The sequence below is a fragment of the Streptomyces africanus genome (assembly GCF_030816955.1).
In the GTDB taxonomy this organism is placed as follows: Bacteria; Actinomycetota; Actinomycetes; order Streptomycetales; family Streptomycetaceae; genus Streptomyces; species Streptomyces africanus.
This window is the reverse complement of the sequence record NZ_JAUSYP010000001.1, coordinates 8,567,918-8,587,968: the sequence shown is the minus strand read 5'-3', so window position 1 is coordinate 8,587,968 and position 20,051 is coordinate 8,567,918. Positions and strand designations below refer to the sequence as shown.

Genomic DNA, 20,051 nt, shown 5'->3' with positions numbered 1-20,051 from the left:
TCGACACCTCCACCACACCGGAGGTCTTCGCCGTGATCAAGCCCGGCCGGTGTCAACAACGCTCGTGATCAATACATCTGGGCCAGGCCCACGACGTTGTTGACGGCCATCGTCGGCTCGTGGCTGTGCAAGTTGGCGAACACGGCGTGGATACGTCATCTTTCTCAATACATCTCGAAAATTTCGATCTTCGCGCGAGGTGGTGCCTCGGTGTCACCGTCGGTAGCGTCGTACAGGCAACTCGTGGGGCCGGAAGGCACATAGGGCGACCTTCGCCATCGGGTCGTCATCCAGGGGAGTCTGACTGCGCATGCGTTATCGGAAACTCGGCCGCACGGGGCTGACCGTGTCCCAAATCGGCTACGGAGCCTGGGGGCTGGGCCAAGGGGCCTGGGTCGGCGCGGACGACGACTCCGGGGTTCGCGCCCTGCACCGTGCGCTCGACCTGGGTGTCACCTTCATCGACACCGCCAGGGCGTACGACCGCAGCGAGCGCGTCGTCGGCCGTGCGCTCCGGGAGCATCCGGGCGCCGGTGACAATGTGCACGTGGCGACGAAGGTCGGGCCGAAGGTCCCGGTCTCGCTGACGCCCAGCGGGCTCGACCCCATGGCGGCGTTTCCCGGCTCGCACCTCCGCGAGAGCCTGGAGACCAGCCTCCGGGAGCTGGGCCGTGATCACGTCGACCTCCTCCAGCTGCATACCTGGGAGGACGAGTGGACCGGCCGCGGCGACTGGCTGGAGACGGTGGACGCCCTCAAACAGGAGGGCAAGATCAGGTTCTTCGGGATCTCCGTCAAGGACCACCAGCCCGAGAACGTGCTCACGGTGCTGCAGACCGGGGTTCTGGACACGGTCCAGGTCATCTACAACATCTTCGAACAATCCCCGTCCGACGCCCTGCTGCCAGCCTGCGAGGAGCACGGCGTCGGTGTGATCGGGCGGGTCGCGCTCGACGAAGGCGCCCTCACGGGCTCGATCCGGGCGGGTGTCACCTTCCCCGAGAGCGACTGGCGCAACTGGTACTTCAGAGACGACCGGCCCGCCCAGGTCGAGAAGCACGTGGACGCGCTCCTCGCCGACCTGGGAATCGGGATCGAGGAACTTCCGTCCACCGCACTGCGGTTCGCGCTCGCCGGTCAGGCGGTCTCCACCGTGATCGTCGGTATGCGCTCACTGGCGAACGTCGAACGCAACGCGGCGGTCGCCGACGCACCGCCACTGACCGACAAGGAGCTGTCGGTGCTGTCCAGGCACCGCTGGCCGAAGAACTTCTACAGCTGATCCGTCCCTCGAACACCGGCCAATGTTCGATCGAGTGGATGAGGGTGGGGGGCCTGGCGGCGGATGCCAGGCCCCGGATTCAAGCGAGGTGACGCTGGGCGGTTGCCTGCAGCCCTGACGGCGTGGGCGCCGCCGGAAGGGTGCCTACTGGACGAGCTCCCAGTCCTGGGAGCCGTCCGTGACCGCGTTCTGCAGGGTCAGCTGCGCGCCGGCGGTCGCTCCGGTCAGGTAGAGGCTGGTGTTCTTGACCGACTGCAGCTTGTAGAACCCGTCGCTGGTCTTGACAAGGTTCCAGCTGCCCGTCTTGCTGTTGTCGACCCACTGGCCGATCTTCTGGCCGACCGTGGCATTGCCGGTCCAGATGGCCGCCGCGCGGCCGCCGGACTTGTTCAGCAGGCTCACGCCGCCGTTCGGCTCGGTCGTCACGTGCCAGTACTGGGTGTCCGCGTTCGCAGCCGAGCCCGGGGCCTCGAGCCGGACGTCGGGAACGTCCCCGTTGCCGATGTTGGCGTCGTTGGTCTTGTTGCCGGTACCGATCACCTGGTCGGTCTTGCGGTTCACCAGCTGGTAGTAGGCACCGTCCGAGTGGCCGAGGTCGACTTCGGCGTAGGCGATCGTGGACGTGCCCTGGTTGTTGAGGATCGCTATGCGGCCGGTGGCGTCGACGTACTGCAGGTTGCGGCTGTAGCCGGCCTGCGAGGTGGTCTGGTACTCCTTCCACGTACCGTCGCTGCGTCCGCTCTCGTTGACCCAGACGTTGCCGCTGCCCGCCGCGTTGTAGACCAGGCGCCCCCCGGGAAGCCTGATGATCACCGGGCTGCCGTTCATCGCGAGTGCGCGCGAACCGGTGTCGAGGGGCAGGGAGTTGACCCCGGTGCCGGTGGGCGAGCCGGTGTAGAACTTCAGCGGGTCGTCGGCGATCCGGTAGCGGGTGTTGGCCCCGCCGCCCCAGTACTCGTAGGTGATCATCCACTTGCCGTCGGTCGTGCGGACGACGTTCGTCATGCCCGGGCGCCCGCCGCCGATCTCCGTCTTACCGCCGCCCATGTCCTGGGTCAGGCCGGCGATGTCGACGACGGGGGCGCTCCACTGCGCACTCCGGCCGTCCCACGTCTTGTGGACGAGGATCTGGCCCATCGAGTCCGTGGCGGTGTCGTTGGCGGGGTCCAGGGTCGGGACGCCGGTGGTCGCGTTGAAGCCGGTGTAGTCGTTCTCGTCGGAGTAGTAGCAGACGAGCTTGCCCTTGTGAACCATCAGGTACGGCTCCCAGAGGGGGTCCACCTGCTTGTTCGTGTTCGCGTTCGCGATGCTCTGCCCGAGCGCGCCCGCGCTGCCGCCCTGCCAGCCTCCGGTCGCGACGACGTTGAGGACCTTCCAGGTCGCGCCGTCGTCGGTGCTGGAGTACAGGGCGATCGCCAGGTCCTTGCGGTCTCCGTCGTTGGTCGGCGTCCAGTTGGGGTCGGCCGCCTTGTGCTCCTTGTAGTAGTAGTCGTCGCCCGACACGACGCTGGCGAGGAGGAGCGTGCCCTGCTTCAGGTTCCCGACGTCCTGCGGAAGCACGTAGAAATACGGGTTGGTCCAGTTGCTCGTGTACTTCGCGTACTGGGGGTCGCTGGAAAGGTACGCCGGAGCCTTGACCTCCGACAGCGGCTGCCACGTCGTTCCGTGGTCGTCGCTCTTGTAGACCGGGAGGGTCTGCTTGTCGGCGCTTCCCGTCTCCGTCACGACCGTGGACTTCTCGAACGACGCCACCAGACGACCGCTCGGCAGCTCGGCCGACTTCGGGTAGACCGCGCAGTTGAACCGCCCCTTCAGGCACGGTTCGCTGCCGAGCTGGTACATGGTCCCGCCCGTCGGGTCGTACGCCTGCGCGCCGCTCATGGGTATCGCGAGGATCGCGGATGTCGCCGCAAGGGTTCCGAGGGCTCGTCCAAGCCTTCTTCTCTGCATGGCCCCTCCTCAGGGGATGGATCAGGATGGGTTGGCTGCTTCAGGGGCCGACGCCCGGTCGGCGTCGGTGGAGACGAGGACGCGTACGTCCCAGGCGCCGAGGTCCAGCGTCGAGCCCGCGAGGATGGAGGTGCCCGTCAGGGCGTCGGAGAGGGCGACCGGTGCGGGGACGCTCGCGGGCTCCCAGCTCCAGTTGTGAACGATGTGGACGCGGCGGCCGTCGGGCGAGGTGCCGGTGGTCGCGGTGACGGACGCGGGAAGGTCGCGCCACCCGCTGCGCGCGGCCGGAGCCAGCCACTCCGCCAGGGTCCGGGCGAGATCGCGGCCCGGCACCGTACCGACGCAGGTGACGCGGCCCTCGCCGTGGCGGCGGGTGGTGACCGCGGGCCAGTGGCCGAAGTGCGGGTGCTCGTAACCGGCGAGCACGTCGGCGTCGACGACCGCGAGGCCCTCGATCCACTGCGTCGCCGTCGCGTCCGCGGGCACCTCGAGCGGGCTGCCGGGCATGGCGCGGACCGGGACCTCGTCCGTGAGGTTGCTGAACTCGTCGTACCGCACGCCCGCGGCGGGGACGAGACGTCCGGGTGTCGGCTCGTGGCGGGCGCGTGCCTCGTGGTCGGCGTAGGCGGTGCGCGGACCGAGCACCAGGTGGCCGCCCGCCCGGGCGTAGGCCTCCAGCCAGTCGAGCAAGGTGTCGTCGACGACGTACAGGGCCGGGGCGACCAGGACCGGGTGGCGCTTTACGGCCTCTTCCGGCGTCATCCCCTCCCTCCCCCAGCCTTCGGCCGAGGGGACCCCCACGCCGCGCGGGTCGTGCAGCTGGCGGGCGTGGACAATGCGCACCTGGCGGCCCGCGTCGAAGGCGCCGCGGTAGAAGGGGTCGAAGAACCGGTGGTACGCAGCGGCGTCCGGTCCACCGTCGGCGGTCGCGAGCGGCGGGTACTTCTGCATCAGCCACTTGCTCGGCATCGAGTAGACCATCGTGATGTCGGCGTCCGGCTCCAGCCCGGCGACGAGCGGGCCGGCGGCCTCGAACTCCGCGCCGAGACGGGCTATTTCGGCGTAGGTACGGCCGTGCTGCCCGCTGTGCGGCAGGACGCCGCCCCAGTAGGTCTCCGCGCCGAAGCGCAGCGTCTGCCACTGCCAGTACTCGATCATCCGCGCCCCGCGCGCGACGTGCGCCCAGGCGGCCTGCCGCCACTGGCCGTCGTAGCCGGGCCGGTTGTCCCACGCGAAACCGATGCTCTGGGCGTTGGTCTCCGTGACCAGGAACGGCTCCTGGCGGGAGGAGAACATCCAGTCCGCCGTCTGATACATCGACCAGACCCCGGTGGTCTTCCACTTCTGCTCGTGGGTGTCGGGCGTGGGGTCGGGCAACAGCAGGCCGTCCTGCATGTCGTAGTACGGGTTGCCCGAGGCGATGTCGAGGCGGTCGGTCATCTCGTCGTCCTCCACCCCTTGGCGGGTGTAGGAGATGCACGTGGTGACGAACTGGCCGGGGCGGGCGTACTCGCGGACCAGGTCGGCCTGCCAGCCGATGAACTCCGTGACCTGTCGGGCCTGGAACTCCCGCCATGCGACGTCGTACTGGGGCTGCTCGTTGCCGTCCGGCGTCCACAGGTCGGCCCAGGTCGACAGGCGGTGCGACCAGTAGACCAGGCCCCACTCGCGGTTCAGGGTCTCGACGTCCCCGTACTTCTCCCGCAGGTGGTCCACGAAGCGCTGGAAGACACCGCGGTTGTGGAAGAGGTGCAGGCCCGGCTCGTTGTCCACCTGCCATCCGATGACCGCCGGATGATCGACGTACCGGGCCACCATCTTGCGGATCACCCGCTCGGCGTGGAACCGGAACGCGGGGTGGGTGAAGTCGATCTCCTGGCGGGCGCCCCAGCCGAGGCGCTGCCCGGTGGCGGACTCGGCGGTGATCTCCGGGTACTGGCGGGCCAGCCACGGCGGCGCGGCGTACGTCGGTGTGCCGATGATGACGGAGATGCCGCGTTCGTGGGCGCCGTCGAGTACGGGCTGGAGCCAGTCGAGGTCGAAGCGGCCGTTCTCCGGCTCCCAGGTCGACCAGACCGACTCGCCCACCCGGATCACGGTGAAGTTCGCCTCGGCCATCAGGTCGAGGTCGGTCTTCAGCCGTTCGTCAGGCTGCAGCTCGGGATCATAGGCAGGCGTGTACTCGTGGTAGTACGCGGCGCCGAAGAGGACGCGGGCAGGCAGAGCCGCCATGAAGGGAAACCTCCGAGGAACAGGGGTGGATATGAGGAATGTGCGGGCTACTGCTTGACGCCGCCGGAGGCCAGGCCGCTCTGCCAGTAACGCTGGAGCAGCAGGAAGGCCACGACGAGCGGGATGATCGAGATCAGGGAGCCGGTCACCACCAGGGCGAGCATGTCGCTGCTGGCACCGGCTCCGCCGTTCTGGGCCTGCGCGGCCCAGGAGGAGAGTCCGACGGTGATCGGGTACAGGTCGGGGTCGTTGAGCATGATCAGCGGCAGGAAGTAGTTGTTCCAGGTCGCCACGAGAGTGAACAGCAGGACCGTCACCAGGCCGGGGCCGAGCAGCCTGAGAACGATCCGGAAGAAGATCCGGACCTCGCCCGCCCCGTCGATGCGGGCGGCCTCCAGGATGCTGTCGGGTACGGCGTCCTCGGCGTAGACGCGCATGAGGTAGAGGCCGAACGGATTGACCAGTGAGGGCAGGATGACGGCCCACGGGGTGTTGACCAGGCCCGCCTCCGCGAAGAGCAGGTAGGTCGGGATCGCCAGCGCGGTGGTCGGCACCATGACGGCGCCCACGACGAGGTTGAAGGCGGCCCGGTCGCCGCGGAAGCGGAACTTGGCGAACCCGTACCCGCCTGCCGCCGCGAGCAGCGCGGCACCGACAGCGCTGACACCCGCGTACACGGCCGTGTTGAGCAGCCAGTGCACGAAGACCCCGTCGTCCTGGGTGAAGGTCTCCGTGACGTTCGTCAGCAACTGCGGGGCGTGCGAGAACCACAGACCGAAGGTGTTGAACAGGTCCTGGGTGCTCTTGGTCGAGGCGACCAGCAGCCACAGCAGCGGCAGGAGGAAGTAGGCGAGGGCGGCCAGCATGGCGATCGTCAGCGGAGTGCTGCGGCGGTCCCTGCGGCGGTGGCGCCTTCTCGGCGGCACGGTGGGAGCCTGCTCCGTGGTCGAGATGATCGACGCCCTCGGGGACAGGGGCGCTCCCTGTGCAAGTGTGGCCGAGGACTTGGGGGAGGTCGTCACGAAGTCCTCCTGCGGTTCGCGGTGAGCAGGACGGCGTAGGAGGCGATCACGATGACGAGGCCGAGGAGGAAGGACACCGTGGCCGCGTAGTTGACCTGCTGGCCGGTGAAGGCGAGGGAGTAGGCGTAGAGGTTCGCCGTGTAGGAGCTGCTGATCACGTCCGGGGCGATGTTCATCAGCAGCTTCGGTTCGTTGAACAGCTGGAAGCTGCCGATCACGGAGAACAGCAGGGTGAGCAGGAGCGTCGGCCTCAGTGCCGGCAGCTTGATGGACCGGGCGATGCGCCAGGCACCGGCTCCGTCCATCGCGGCCGCCTCGTACAGCTCCTGGGGGATGGTGCGCAGGGCGGCGTACATGATGATCATGTTGTAGCCGACGAACTCCCAGGTCACGATGTTCGCCAGGCTGCCCAGCATCCAGCCGTCGCTGAGGAAGTGCGGAACCGGCAGGCCGAGATTCCGGCTCAGCTGGGCGAACGGGCCGAAGTCCGGGCCGTACAGGTAGCCCCACATAAGGGCGGCGACCACGCTCGGGACGGCGTACGGAATGAAGATACCCAGCCGGATCACACGTGCGAGCCGCAGCAGGCCGCTGTCGAGCGCGAGCGCGAACGACAGCGCCAGCAGCAGCATCACGGGCACCTGGATCACGAAGAACAGCGCGACGCGGCCGACACCGTGGATGAGTTGGGGATCGCCGAGAGCCTGGACGTAGTTGTCGAGGCCGACGAACACCGTCCCGCCGATCAAACGCTCCTGGTAGAGGCTGAGATAGGCGGCGTAGCCGAGGGGAGCCAGGAAGAGCAGGAGGAACAGCACCATGAAGGGTGCGACGAACAGCGGCCCTGCCGACCGGCGGTGGCGCCTGCCGCCACGCCGGGGGCGTGCCGGCCCGTCCCGGCGCCGGCCCTTGGGGTAGGCCGCGGTTGTGGCAGTCATCATCGGGCCTTTCTGAGGGGATGGGTCAGGGGTGACGAGACGGGTGGACCCCACGCCGCCGCGCGGGACCCGACGAACAGGTCAGGACGTCGTGACGGTGAAGCCCTGCTTCTTGGCGTACGTGGTGAGCCGCGACTGCCAGGTGCCGAGTGCGCGGACGGTGTCGGTCTTGTCGGCGAGCGACTTGCCGACCGTTTCGGTCCAGTCGGTCGCCGCCTGGTCGAGGAACGGCGGCCACTGGAAGCGGGAGTTGACCGTGGAGCTGATGTCGGCGAAGACCTGGTTGACCTTCTGGCCCCCGTAGAAGGACGGCGCGTCGTCCACGAACGCGGGGTCCGAGAGCAGCGCCTTCGTCGCCGGGAAGAAGAACTGCTCGGTGGCGAACATCTTCGCGCTGGCCGGGTCGCCGTTGAGGAACTGGGCGAACATCGCCGCCGCGATCGGATTCTTGGTGTTCTTGATGACGGCCGTCGTCGAACCGCCCCAGTTGCCCGAGGTCGGCTTGGCGGCGTCCCACTGCGGCAGCGGAGCCGCCCGCCACTTGCCCGCGGTGGCCTTGGCCGATCCCGAGAGGAACGCCGGGCCCCACGCGGCGGTGATCCAGGTGGCGTACTTGCCCTTGTTGAGCGCGGCATACCAGGAGTCGGCGAAGTCGGGTTCGGTGCCGATGACCCCTTCCTTCGCCAGGCCGCCCCAGAACTCGCCGAGCTTCCGGGATACGGGGGCATCGACGTCGATGGTGATGTCGCCCTTGCCCGAGGTCGCATAGGGCTTGGCGCCCGCCTGCCAGAGCAGACCGTGCCAGGCGGCGGCCTCGTTCGCCGCCAGGTTCGTCAGATAGACGTCCGGATCGGCCTTGTGGAGTTTGCGGGCCGCGGCCGCGAACTCGTCCCAGGTCTCGGGCACCTTGATGCCATGCTTGTCGAAGATGTCCTTCCGGTAGAGCATGCCCATCGGGCCGGTGTCCTGGGGGATCGCCCAGATCTCGCCGTTGCTGCCGCTGACCTGCGCCCACGTCCAGTCGACGAACGTGTTCTTGAGCGCCGTGGCGCCGTACGGACCCAGGTCGAGCAGGCTGTCCGTGATCGTGAACGTCGGGATCGCCTGGTACTCGATCTGCACGGCGTCGGGGGCGCCGCTGCCCGCCTTGAGCGCGGTGCGCAGCTTCGTGTAGTGGGCCACTCCCTGGCCGGCGTTGACGGGCTTGACCTTGATGGCCGGGTACTTCGCCTCGAAGAGCGCGATCTCCTTGTCGATGTTCGGGACCCAGCTCCAGAACGTCAGCTCGGTGGGCGTCTTCATCGCCTTGTCGATGTCGGCCTGGCTGACCCGCTTGGCGGAGGTGCCGCCGCTCTTGTCGTCTCCACCGCCGCACGCGGACAGTGTGGTCGCGAGCGTCAGGGCTCCGGTCGCGGCGAGGAAGCCGCGACGGCTCAGGGCGGCCGAGGAAGGGGCTGCGAAATATCTGGGCATGGTGGACTCCGCGAAAGGGCGTAGAGGATCGGCGCACCGGGCGACGGCGCGCTGTGTGGATGCCAAGAGGTGAGTTCGGGCGTGAGGAGCGGGGCGAGGCCGTGGGGTGACGGTGTTCCGCACGGATTCCGGGTCGGCACGTCACGCTCGTTGACTGAAAGGGGGGCGCGCCGGTGAAGGCCAAGACTGGGCGAAGGTCTGGACGAACAGTCGACTCAAGGGGAGGCGTCCAGGCCGAGGCGCTGGTTTGTGGCATGAGCGACGACCAGGTGCAGGCGGGTCGGCTCGGGGCACTCGACTGCGGGCGTCGAAGCGGGTGGCACGGGTGGACGAGCTGTGGGCGGGCGGACCTCCTATCAGGATCGGGGACTGGGTTCTTGCGGAGTCAGGCCGTGGTCCGCCGGAGTTACGGGGTCGTCCGGTTCGGCGGGGGTGCGGTCGACTCACGGACGACGAGGTTGACCGGCGGCTCCTGCACCGGAATCGGGTCCGCATCGGGGTGCTCGATGGCGTGCACGAGCCGCCTGAGGCCGTCCTGCGCCGTCGCGTCGAACGGTTGTCAGGGGAGGAGACACATACGCGGCGACCGGGATGTCGTCGAGACCGACGACACTGACGTCCTCCGGTACCCGCCGGCCGGCTTCCAGCAGCGCGCGGATCAGACCGATGGCCATGTCGTCGTTGGCGGCGAAGACGGCCGTCACGCTGTCGTCGAGGGCCAGCCGGCGGCCGGCCGCGTAGCCGGAGGCGGCCGACCAGTCGCCCGCGATGACAGGCGGTTCGCGTCTGCCGTGCGCGGCCAGCGTCGCTCTCCATCCCTCGAGGCGGTCCCTGGCCGCGTACCAGCGTTCGGGCCCGGCGAGGTGGTGGACGGTTGCGTGTCCCAGCTCCAGCAGGTGCTCCGTGACGGCCCGAGCCAACTGGTGAGAGACGAGCCCAGCGGTTACCACCCGGGGGGCCTCGAACGGCGGCGGCGCCCCAAGGACCAGGACCGGCACGTCGACGCGGACGGAGAGGTCCGCACCGCCCACCTCGTCGATCGGCTCGGAGATGACGATGCCGTCCACGCCCTGGTCGAGGAGCGAGTCGACGGCACCGGCGATGCCCGCGGCGTCACCCTCCATCGTGTTGACCACGCGGAGCGCGTAACCGGTGTCCCGGACGGCGCGCTCGACGCCCATGAGCAGCGAGGCGGGTCCGTACAGGGCCGTTCCGAGCGTCACCACTCCGATGGACCGGGTCCGCCCGGAGGCCAGCGCCCGGGCCGCATGGTTCAGCCGGTACCCGAGTTCGTCGGCAGCTTCCAAAACACGTCGGCGCACGCCGTCGGAGACGTACTGCTCGCCGTTCATGACCCGAGACACCGTCTTCTGCGAGACGCCCGCCAGATTCGCCACATCTATGCTGCGCGGTGCGGCACCGGCGCTGCGGCCTGCCAGTCCTGCCATGGGTGTCTCCTGATTTCCGGCAGTTGGCAATGAGGCCAGTCCTCGTATGACTGCGCTGCCATGACTGCGCTGACATATCTACGCAGTGGAAGGAGACACGTCAAGGCTTTGCACAGCATCTCTCTCATCTGGGGCGCGCTGTCGGGGTGGGGCCGTCAGCATGGAGGCAGCCGATGAGAGGCAGGGCGACGGCACCATCGGGTGCGGCGGAGGCGGCTCCACCGGCAGCGTCAGCCGACTGGCCGACGCAAGCCCCGTCGCTCACTGATTCCGGGCGCCGGCAGCCCCGACGACCTCGGGCCGGGCACGGACATCACGTGCAACCAGGGCCGGGCGACGGACCGAGTGTTCCACCGGACCACCGCTGGGGACCCGATGCGCCCGTCCCTGACAACCCTGGGCCCCTGCCGGGAGGCGTCCTGTCGAATCCGACCACGGCTCGGGCGAGGACTGCCTGTCTGAGCACAGGCAGAATCTCCGCGGTCGACGAGATTGCGCGCCATGCCGGTCACACTCATCCTCGTCGGCGTCGGCATCCCCACTTCGGGCCTGCTGCGCGAAGGCCGCCGCGACCCCAAGACACAGGAGTGGATCTACGAGCCGGTCAAGGATATCGGCCGCAGCCCCAACGACCACGCCGCCAGCCAGCACGAACGCCGCTTCCAGGTCGTCGACCTCGGCCCGTTCAGGTACTCCACACCTGCGGAGATGGAGGCCTGGATGGTCCATCTCCGCCGTCTGGAAGGCGAGTTGCGGTTGCTGAGCAACACCGACGGCATGCTAACCGACGGCGGCATGCCCGAGTACCTATTCGCCCGCACCAATGGCGTGGTCGGCATTCTGGAGAAGCTCATCCAGCACGGCTGCCGCCGCGCCATGGAGGACAAAAGCGAAGGCCTGACCAAGGACCTGCTCAACCAGTTCACCGTCACCCCCGGCGACATGCCCGACCTCGACGCCGAATCCGGCGAACAGCCCGATATCCCGGTGCACACGCCAACGCCGAAGAGGAATCCCAAAGGCCGCAACACCGTGTTCGACGACGACGGCCCGGAGGCCGCAGGGTCGGCGGGGTAAACCGGATGGAAAGCCGGGCACTACCCCGAAGTCTGGCCCCGTTCCCGGAGGAATCGCTGCCCGGCTTCCTCCTCCGACTCGCTTACCGGCTGGAACGGTCGCCTGCCCGCATCGGTGCGTTGTGCGGGCTCAGCACCATGCACCGTCGTCTGCCCGCCGACTTTTTGATCGCCTTGCCCCCGCAGCCTGCCAGGGCGCTCGCCAAGGCCGCGCGGCTCTCCTCCCCCGAAGCACAGTCACTCACGCTCGCCGGATCGGGGCTCACCTCCACATACGCGCCACTCGTCACGACCCGTCTGGATCAGGGCCGCAACCATGCGGCGGCGCGGCGGCGTTGGGCCATCAACCTGTCCAGCCGCTTCTACCCCCAGTGTCTGGCGGGCGACGGCAGCCCCGTACAAAACACGTTCGGCAGCGCCTGGAAACTCCGCTGGCACCTTCCCGTTGTATTCGCCTGCGCCCAGCACTCAATGCTGTTGTCCAGCACCTGCCCGCAGCACGACAACCTGCCCAATCGTCCTCCCGGAACCGAACGCTCCGGCCTGCTCATGCAGCGTGCGGCAGTCGGGCTCCATCCCGCACAGTGCCGTCATCCATTGCTGGGCACGCGCTCGACAGCGGCCGAGACCCGCTGTTGCGGAGCCCGACTCGATCAGTCACGCGGCAGCCAACCGATGATGACTCCCGAGGACCTGGATCGCGTTGTCACCCTGCAACTCCGCATTGACCAGCACCTGTTTGCCACGCCTTCCCCGCCCGCAAAGAAGGATCCCTACTTCTTCCTCGATCTGGTCGCCCTGGCTCATCTGATCAAATTCAGTTGGCCGCTAGGAGCATCGTTGGTCCGTTCGGCGCATCTCGCCTCTCTGACCGACAGCAATGCCACGGCGATCGCCCAGCGGCTGGATAGGCCGCTCGGCTCCGGGCCCGGCCCTCGACCGTCCAGCCCGTGGCCTGCCCCGGACAACCCCGCCCAGTGCGCAGCCTTGCTGGCCGCAGCCGGCGAGCTTCTCAGTCACCGTGATGAAGGCGATGCAGAGTTCCGGGACCGGGTTCAACCACTGGCGCGCACGGCCTTCGAACGGCTCCCCTCGAACCAGGCCGCAGGGTTCCGGCGAATGGACTTCTCACCAGTTCTCGCCCGTGCATTAGCTCGCAAGATCAACGGTTTCTACCACGCGGGCGGTCATCGTGGCTCCAAGCTCCGTACACCGTCACGGAAGTGTCTCTTCGGCATCGAGCACGTTCCGGCGCTACTACCCACAACATGGTCGGACGGCCACTTCGCCGAGCTTCGGGAACGCTTGGGAGCCATCACAGACTGGAACACCCGCCATCTGCGCCGGGCCACATCGCTGAAACTTGTCGAGATGGTCGCAGGCGGCACATGGTCCGAGTGTGCTGAGGCTCTCGGCATGCCCTTGACCACAGCACAGCAGAGCCTCAGAATCCTCAAGCGAGTACTGGGCGCCACGGAATCATGGGCGGAATTCGACCGAGCAGTTGAGCGAATCGCCTACGCTCTGGACTCTGATACCAATCGTTCGACTACGCTAACCGGCGCCGTGCTTTGTCACCCTGGCGCCTGTCGGATGCCGCCTGGACTGAACTCCACGATGGGTTCAAGACGTTCAGAGGCGGACCGACGTCACCGAGTCCGACAGCCGCGACCGCGCTGCTCTGGGCTCACGTCACTCAAGGCGACTATCTGCGCAGCCCTGTTCTCCATGCGCTGCGGGACTCCGGAAGTGACACCACGCCCGTGGTCGCCAGCGTGAACCAGCTCCTCCGAGCCGCTTGCCGGAGTCGAGGTGAGAAAGCCCTTTTAGCCGACCGGCTTGAGCACTACGCCGGCCGTCTGGCACGCGCGTGCGACCATGCGCACGGTAGCCAACTCGTTACAGGGTCTCTCATTGCTGAACGGGACTGTACGGTCAACGGTGGATCTTCGGGCAGAAAGTCACACCTGATGAAAGACGTGACCGTCTCCGCCGAGGCCGTGGAGGAGGTGCAGCCCGTGGGGGCTGCGGACGCCCTGGATGACCAGTTCAAGAACCAGCCGTCACCGTCCGGCAGTGATACCCGTGCACCTTCGCCGTCAGCGTCCCGCACGCGGGACACGGTACCGCCGCATCCCGAGTGCGAGCCGTGACCACCACCGCGTCACCACCGTCCGCCGCGTCCACGACGACCAGCACCGACAGCCCGGAAAACACCGTGATGACAAGGGAGTTGACATCCATCACAAGATCATGATCAAGGACGGCTACCCCGCGTCACCACCGACTACGGGCCAGAGCTGATTCATGACACTCCCCCCGGGGGGGATGCGCCCGCTGCGCGGGCCGGACGCCACCGATGAGGAGCGACGCCCGGCAACGGGCGGTCAGGTCAGGGGCGGCCGAGGGGGTGGTCGGAGCCCTGTCCGACGAGGTCGCCGAGGGCTTGGTCTCCGCCTCGGAGGCGGCGGTCGCGCTGGCTGGTGCCGAACGGACCGTAGGGGTAGTCGCCGGGTGTGGGGGTGCTGACCTGGTCGAGTGCGATGGTGGCTTCGTCGTCGAGGGTGAGGTCGGCGGCGGCGATGCTGTCGTGGAGCTGGTCGAGGGTGCGGGCGCCGAAGATCGGTGCGGTGACGCCGGGGCGGTCGGCGATCCAACTGAGGGCGACCTGGGCGGGGGTGGCGCCGGTCTCGTCGGCGATGCGGACGACTTCGGCGATGGTGGCCCAGTTACGGTCGAAGGCCGAGTACTTCGCGGACACGTACCGGTACAGCGGGTTGTCGGAACCGGCGCGGGTGTCGGGGGCGGGGGTGGTGTGGCGCTGGTATTTGCCGGTGAGGAAGCCGCCGGCCAGCGGGGACCAGGGCAGCAGGCCGATGTTGTTGTGGAGGGCGGCGGGGACCATCTCGAATTCGCTCTCGCGGGAGAGCAGGCTGTACTGATGCTGGAGGGTGAGGGGGACGTGGACGCCCATGGCCCTGGCGGTGGAGACGGTCAGCTGGAGCTGCCAGCCGGTGAAGTTCGACAGTCCCGCGTAGTGGATTTTCCCGGCGCGGATCGCGTCGTCGAGGAAGGACAGCGTCTCTTCGACGGGGGTGTGCGGGTCCCAGCCGTGCATCTGGTAGAGGTCGATCGTCTCCACGCCCAGGCGGTGCAGGGAGGCGTCCAGGGCGCGGGTGAGGTGGCGGCGGGAGAGGCCGAGGTCGTTGACGTCGGGGCCGGTGGTGTAGCGGCCCTTGGAGGTGAGCACGACGCGGTCGGTGACTTCGGTGGGGCGGGCGGCCAGCCAGCGGCCGATGATCTGTTCGGAGAGGCTGCCGGAGTAGACGTTCGAGGTGTCGAGCAGGTTGCCGCCGGCCTCGGTGAAGGCGTCGAGCAGCGCGAAGGCTTCCTCCTCGGTGTTCTGGCTGCCGAAGTACATCGTGCCGAGCGCCAGCTTGGACACGGTGAGACCGGAATTGCCGAGAGTGCGGTACTTCATCGTTTAAGTTCCTTTGATCGCTTTTTTGGGAGTTGGGCGGAGTACGGCCCGGAGAGGGCCGGCGACTGCGGGGAGTGGTCAGACTCCGGCATGGCGGGGGGCCTCCGCTGCGGGCCCGTTCGCGGGTGCGCGGTCGGTGCGGGTGGCGCGGATCGAGCCGAGGGCGGCCGGCGGCGCCAGGGCGAGAGTGACCATGGCGGTGCCCACCAGGGCTGGCCCGGTCAGGCCCAGGGAGGAGTCCGGTGCACTGCCTGCGATCCAGGAGCCGGCCGCGATGCCGACGTTGAAGGAGGGACGGCCAGTGCGGCGGTGGGGGTGGGCGCGTTGCCCGCGAAGCGCACCGCGAGGGAGGTGACGACCGGAGGTACGGACATGCCGGTCATGCCCAGCAGCACCACCAGGACGATGGTCGGTGCCGAGTGGTGGGAGAGCGGTATCAGCAGGATCAGGATCAGTGCGGCGTCGATGGCTGCGCCCGTGACGGTGGTCAGCGGCCTGCGGTCACCGAGCCGTCCGCCGAGGTTCGTGCCGGTCAGGGCGCCGATGCCGTAGCCGACCAGGACCAGCGGGACCGTTGCGGCGGAGAGGTCGGTCCGCTCGGTGAGCAGCGGGGTGAGGTAGCTGAAAGCGGCCATGGCGCCTGCTGTGATCAGGGCGGTGGCGCTCATCGACAGCCAGGGCCTGCCCTGGCGCAGCGCGGTGAACTCGGAGCGGACCGAGCTGCCGGCGGGTGGAGCCAAGGCTGTTGACGTCGGTGCCGGTACCGTAACAACCCTTGGTGGCCAGGACGACGCGGTCGATGCCGTTGCTGGCGTGGGTGGAGAACCAGCGGCCGATGATCTTTTCGCCGCTGCCGCCGCCGTAGACGTTGGAGATGTCGACGAGGCTGTCGCCTGCGTCCACGAAGGCGTCCAGGAAGGCGTCCAGGAGTGCGAACGCCTCGTCTTCAGGGGTGTGGACGCCGAAGTACATGGTGCCGAAGGCGATGCGGGAGACGGCGGTTCCGGTGTTGCCGAGCTTGCGGCACTCCATGGTGCTCCTTGTCGTTGTGCGGCTCACGCCACGGTGGTGGGAGCGCTGCGGCGGACTTCTGACGACCTGGACAGTCCGTGGCATCGGCCGGAGGCGTCGATCGGCTTCTGTGGTTCGGGGGGGACCATCCCCCTGAACCAACTGGCCGTCGTCGCCTCCGCGCCGGCTTGAGCCCGCTTGGCGGATTCTGGGGCTTCCCGGGCCGCCCAGTGGTGTCAGGGGCGTGCGGTGAGGGCGTTGAGGATGATGGTTCCGCGCTGCAGTTTCGGGGCGTGGGGTGCGTTGAATCCGGCGTTGGCGATGTACAGCTGGTTACCGTGTACGGCGGTGGTGGTGGGTGAGGCGAGTCCGTCGTCGACGGTCAGGACGGTCTCGTGGGCCCCGCTCGGGTGCACGATGCTGACCCTGTCGGTCGGGTCGTTCTGCGCGGCGAAGACGGTGTCGGAGTGGTTGTTGAGGAAGGAGAAGTCGTCGACGTCGGGGAGGTTGTCGGCGACGGTGTGGACGCGGCCGGGGGTCCCGTGGGCGGTGACCGGGATCCTCAGCAAGATGCCCTGGTTGAAGTTGCTCACCCATACGGCGCCCTTGTGGAAGCGGACGCCGTTCACGCCCAGCTTCAGGGATGCCTCGGCGTCGGGTGCGAGCTCCGGGCCGGTCAGCCAGACCCTCGCCGCCCCGCCGGAGACAGGCACGGCCCACACCGTGCCGTTCACGCCGTCGGCGGCGTAGAGGGTGCGGCCGGCCGGATCGATGGCCAGGCCGTTGGGCAGGCCGTCAGCGGGCAGGGCGGCCAGACGCTGGGGGCGGCCGTGCGGGGGCAGTTTCCATACGCCGGCCCGGGAAGTGTCGTCGGAGTCCACGTTGTAGTAGACGGTGCCGTCGCTGCCACGGGTGTTGCCGGTGATCTGATCGCCCTGGTGCCCGCCGACGAGGGTGGTGCGCTGCCCGGACGAGGTGATGCGCACGAGCTTCGGCGGCTTGTTCACGGGGACGCCCAGCATGGATACGGTCAGGGAGCCGTTCGGGTTGACGGTGATGTTCTCGGGTGAGTCGCCGGAGCCGAAGTCGAACGCGGCCGCGGTCTTCACCTGAGTGATGACGGGCTCGGTACGGTCTCCTCCGGTGGCCGCGGACGCGGCCGGGGCCGGGACGAGAACGGCCGCCACAGCGGGGATGGCCGCGACGTGGGCGAAGCGAATGCGCATGGTGTTTGCTTTCTGTGAAAGCGGGGGTGACTGGAAGGGACTGCGGGTGGGTGGCTACGGGAGGGAGGCGCGGCGGCGCCTCAGGTGTCGAACCGCACCCCGCCGAGCCCCGCGACGTTTTCGGGGTCGTGGTGGTCGAAGATGTGGCTGCGGCCCGTGTCCAGGCCGGCGATGCGTGCCATCTCGTCGGCGGTGAGCTGGAAGTCGAAGACGTCGAGGTTTTCTGCCATGCGTTCGGGCCGCACCGACTTCGGGATCACGACGATCTCGCGCTGGACCAGCCAGCGAAGGGCGATCTGCGCGACGGACTTGTCGTGGGCGCGGGCGATGTCGACGAGCACGGGGTTGTCGAAGAAGCCCTGACCGCCTTCGGCGAGCGGTCCCCAGGACTCGTGCTGGACGCCGTTCTCACGCATGAGTTGCTGGTCGTCCGCGCGCTGGAAGAACACGTGCGTCTCGATCTGGTTGACCGCGGGGACGATCTCGTTGTGGGTGATGAGGTCGGCAAGCCGGTCGGGGTAGAAGTTGCTGACCCCGATCGCCCGGGTACGCCCGGCCCGGTTGAGTTCCTCCATGGCCCGCCACGCGCCGTAGTAGTCGCCGAAGGGCTGGTGGATCAGGTAGAGGTCGAGGTGGTCGACACCGAGGCGGTCGAGCGAGCGGTCGAAGGCTCGCTCGGCGCTGTCGCGGCCGTAGTCCTGGATCCACAGCTTGGTGGTGATGAACAGTTCGTCGCGGGGGATGCCGCTGGCGGCGATGGCCCGGCCGACGGCGCGCTCGTTCTCGTACGCGGCGGCGGTGTCGAGCAGGCGGTAGCCGGCTTCGAGCGCGGCCTCCACCGCATGCTGGGTCCGGTCTTCGGGGATCTGGAAGACGCCGAAGCCGAGGATCGGCATCTGCACGCCGTTGTTGAGGGAAACCTGCGGGACCGTGCTGGTCATGGCTGAGATCTTCGCTTTCTGGCTGTGGGGGACGTCGGCAGGGAAACGGCCGCCTGGTCAGCGGTGGTTGACGCCCGCCTGGGCGGAAGTGACGAGGGTGGGTTCGGTGACGGGGACGTCGCCGAGCGCCTGGTCGGCACGGCCGTGCTGCCGCCCCCCGTGAGGGGTGCGACGGCCGACGGGTCCGGTTCCGTGGACGACGGGGGAACTCACTGACGGTCCTTTCGAGAGAGCCGGCGCGCCCCCGGTGGTCCGAAGGCGTTCCGGCAAAGCTGGAGGCGCGCCGAATATGGTGCGGACGGAGCGCTTCTGGCCCGCCGCACTCCACGAAATCAGCAGCCGAGCCCGGCAGACAGGCACGCTTGTGGGGGGTAACAGCAGGGACCCCCTCATGCCGAGAACGCGAGTGCGTACACGGTGAATCGGGGTAAACGGCCGCAGCACGCAGGTATGGGCGGCGTTGAGGGCGGGAGCTGACGGGGCGCCGGGTGCCGCGGACATGAGGTGCAGCGGGCCGAACGGCGTGAGGGCGGTGCTGGGGCCCCGGAGGGGCCGGCCGGGGTCAGCGCTCGGTGTCGGCCTGAGAGGCGGTCTCGTCCCGGTTCTGGCTCGCTGCCCAGCTGGCGAGGAGCTTCAGGGCGTCCGCGGCCGGGGTGCTGGGATCGGCGCTGTACACGGTGATGGACAGCCCCTGTTCGCCGGGCAGGTTCAGGCTTTCATGAACCAGCTCCATCTCGCCCACCGCCCGGTGGTGGAACCGCTTGGTTCCCTCGGTGAAGACGTGCACGTCGTGCGCGCCCCACATGGTGCGGAAGGCGTCGCTGCGGGTGGACAGCTCACCGATCAGGTTCGACAGCTCCCGGTCGTAGGGGTTCTTGGCGACCTCGACACGCAGCACCCCGACTCCGTCGCGGGCCACGCGTTCCCAGTCGGGGTACAGCCGGGTGGCGCGGGGGTCGAGGAAGACGAACCGGCAGGTGTTGACCGGCTCCGCCTCGAACACCTCACCGAGCAGAGCGCGGGCGAGCGGATTGGCCGCCAGGATGTCCAAACGGTTGTTGCGCACGTACGCCGGCTGGTCGTGCAGGCCCTCGACGATGCGCAGCACACTCGGCCGCACGGTCGCCTTCTTCGAGCGGCGCCGGACACGAGCCGGACCGGTGTTGGCCGCCCGGGCCAGGGCGTGGAGGTGATCCCGCTCGGTGTCGTCCAGCCGCAGGGCCTGGGCGACGGCGTCCAGGACGCTGTCGGAGACCCCGGTGAGGTTGCCGCGCTCCAGCCGCGTGTAGTACTCGACGCTCATCCCGGCCAGCATCGCGACCTCCCCGCGGCGCAGCCCGGGCACCCGCCGCTGCCCGTACACCGGCATGCCCGCCTGCTCCGGTGTGATCTTGGCGCGGCGGGACGTGAGGAATGCGCTGACTTCGGCCCGGTTGTCCATGCATCCCAGCGTAGGAAAACGAAGCGACCAGTGGGGGTCCCTGACAGTACCCCTCACGGCACGGACTCCCACAGCAGGGCCGGAGGCGATTCCCTGGGGATTGCCCCACGCCGCGGATCCCCGGCGGCGCCGCACCGCGGCTGCGAGTGCACCACACCGTCCGCACGCCGGGACGCGGACGCGCCGGCCGACGTTCGACCTTGGCAGCACGTCCCGAGGGAGCCCCGAGACAGTCGTCGCCTCGGTAGAGGATGTCGACGTCGCGCGGGAAGCTGCGGCCGGGGCCGGGGGCGAATTCGTCGGCGAGACCGAGGCCAGATGACGTAGCCCGCGAACGTGGCGTTCGGGCGCTCGGGGGAGACCAGGCCCTGGGCGTAGGAGGCGTCGTGGTGGAAGACCGCAAGGTTGCCCCAGGGCGCGTAGTAGGTCAGGTCCCCCGGCCTTCGCCGCGGTTCCCTCGGGAACCTGGTCGGTGAAGAGCTTCCTGGCAGGTCACTGATCTTCTCGGAAGACGCGAAGTCGCGCGGGGT

15 protein-coding genes and 3 pseudogenes are annotated in these 20,051 nt (G+C 68.6%); 3 read left to right on the top strand and 15 right to left on the bottom strand.

Translation table 11 applies throughout. The features are described 5' to 3' along the window. Positions 1-310 precede the first annotated feature (310 nt). Positions 311-1,282, top strand: a complete 972-nt coding sequence (locus tag QF034_RS39060) for an aldo/keto reductase (protein WP_307179383.1) — start codon at positions 311-313, stop codon at positions 1,280-1,282. Between the two features lie 144 nt (positions 1,283-1,426). Here QF034_RS39060 and QF034_RS39055 read toward each other — a convergent pair whose 3' ends face one another. The 6 genes and pseudogenes from QF034_RS39055 to QF034_RS39030 form a co-directional block, all read right to left on the bottom strand. Further along, positions 1,427-3,232, bottom strand: a complete 1,806-nt coding sequence (locus tag QF034_RS39055) for an RICIN domain-containing protein (protein ID WP_307179382.1) — start codon at positions 3,230-3,232, stop codon at positions 1,427-1,429. A 21-nt stretch (positions 3,233-3,253) separates the two neighbouring features. Beyond that, positions 3,254-5,464 (bottom strand): beta-galactosidase, encoded by a 2,211-nt coding sequence (locus QF034_RS39050; RefSeq protein ID WP_307179381.1) that lies wholly within the window; start codon positions 5,462-5,464, stop codon positions 3,254-3,256. Between the two features lie 47 nt (positions 5,465-5,511). Beyond that, the gene (locus tag QF034_RS39045) at positions 5,512-6,417 is read right to left on the bottom strand and encodes a carbohydrate ABC transporter permease (protein WP_370880988.1); all 906 of its coding nucleotides are present in this window, start codon (positions 6,415-6,417) and stop codon (positions 5,512-5,514) included. A 65-nt stretch (positions 6,418-6,482) separates the two neighbouring features. Beyond that, the gene (locus QF034_RS39040) at positions 6,483-7,424 is read right to left on the bottom strand and encodes a carbohydrate ABC transporter permease (protein ID WP_370880987.1); all 942 of its coding nucleotides are present in this window, start codon (positions 7,422-7,424) and stop codon (positions 6,483-6,485) included. Between the two features lie 81 nt (positions 7,425-7,505). Further along, complete coding sequence (locus tag QF034_RS39035; RefSeq protein ID WP_307179379.1) at positions 7,506-8,897, bottom strand: ABC transporter substrate-binding protein; 1,392 nt, start codon at positions 8,895-8,897, stop codon at positions 7,506-7,508. A 406-nt stretch (positions 8,898-9,303) separates the two neighbouring features. Then, a pseudogene (locus QF034_RS39030) lies at positions 9,304-10,345 on the bottom strand (LacI family DNA-binding transcriptional regulator). 501 nt (positions 10,346-10,846) lie between these two features. On the opposite strand from QF034_RS39030, the gene QF034_RS39025 reads away from it, so the two are divergent. Both QF034_RS39025 and QF034_RS39020 read left to right on the top strand, forming a co-directional pair. Then, the gene (locus tag QF034_RS39025; RefSeq protein ID WP_307179378.1) at positions 10,847-11,422 is read left to right on the top strand and encodes a hypothetical protein; all 576 of its coding nucleotides are present in this window, start codon (positions 10,847-10,849) and stop codon (positions 11,420-11,422) included. 5 nt (positions 11,423-11,427) lie between these two features. Continuing rightward, positions 11,428-13,200, top strand: coding sequence for a TniQ family protein (locus QF034_RS39020; RefSeq protein WP_307179377.1), 1,773 nt, complete (start codon positions 11,428-11,430; stop codon positions 13,198-13,200). Between the two features lie 270 nt (positions 13,201-13,470). Here QF034_RS39020 and QF034_RS39015 read toward each other — a convergent pair whose 3' ends face one another. The 9 genes and pseudogenes from QF034_RS39015 to QF034_RS41670 form a co-directional block, all read right to left on the bottom strand. Then, positions 13,471-13,665 (bottom strand): hypothetical protein, encoded by a 195-nt coding sequence (locus QF034_RS39015; protein WP_370880916.1) that lies wholly within the window; start codon positions 13,663-13,665, stop codon positions 13,471-13,473. A 148-nt stretch (positions 13,666-13,813) separates the two neighbouring features. Continuing rightward, positions 13,814-14,902 (bottom strand): aldo/keto reductase, encoded by a 1,089-nt coding sequence (locus QF034_RS39010; RefSeq protein WP_307179376.1) that lies wholly within the window; start codon positions 14,900-14,902, stop codon positions 13,814-13,816. Between the two features lie 221 nt (positions 14,903-15,123). Beyond that, positions 15,124-15,642, bottom strand: a complete 519-nt coding sequence (locus tag QF034_RS39005) for an MFS transporter (protein WP_307179375.1) — start codon at positions 15,640-15,642, stop codon at positions 15,124-15,126. Positions 15,643-15,721: 79 nt separating this feature from the next. Then, positions 15,722-15,874 (bottom strand): annotated as a pseudogene (locus tag QF034_RS41675) (aldo/keto reductase); the annotation flags it as partial. A gap of 275 nt (positions 15,875-16,149) precedes the next feature. Then, positions 16,150-17,139, bottom strand: coding sequence for an SMP-30/gluconolactonase/LRE family protein (locus QF034_RS38995; protein ID WP_307179374.1), 990 nt, complete (start codon positions 17,137-17,139; stop codon positions 16,150-16,152). Positions 17,140-17,219: 80 nt separating this feature from the next. Further along, on the bottom strand, positions 17,220-18,080 hold the full coding sequence (locus QF034_RS38990) for an aldo/keto reductase (protein WP_307179373.1): 861 nt from the start codon (positions 18,078-18,080) through the stop codon (positions 17,220-17,222). A 57-nt stretch (positions 18,081-18,137) separates the two neighbouring features. Next, positions 18,138-18,293 (bottom strand): hypothetical protein, encoded by a 156-nt coding sequence (locus QF034_RS38985; RefSeq protein ID WP_307179372.1) that lies wholly within the window; start codon positions 18,291-18,293, stop codon positions 18,138-18,140. 349 nt (positions 18,294-18,642) lie between these two features. After that, positions 18,643-19,521 carry a helix-turn-helix transcriptional regulator gene (locus QF034_RS38980; RefSeq protein ID WP_307179371.1) on the bottom strand — a complete coding sequence of 293 codons (879 nt, stop codon included), beginning with the start codon at positions 19,519-19,521 and terminating at the stop codon, positions 18,643-18,645. A gap of 53 nt (positions 19,522-19,574) precedes the next feature. Next, positions 19,575-20,033, bottom strand: a pseudogene (locus QF034_RS41670) (cyclophilin-like fold protein); the annotation flags it as partial. Positions 20,034-20,051: the final 18 nt, after the last annotated feature.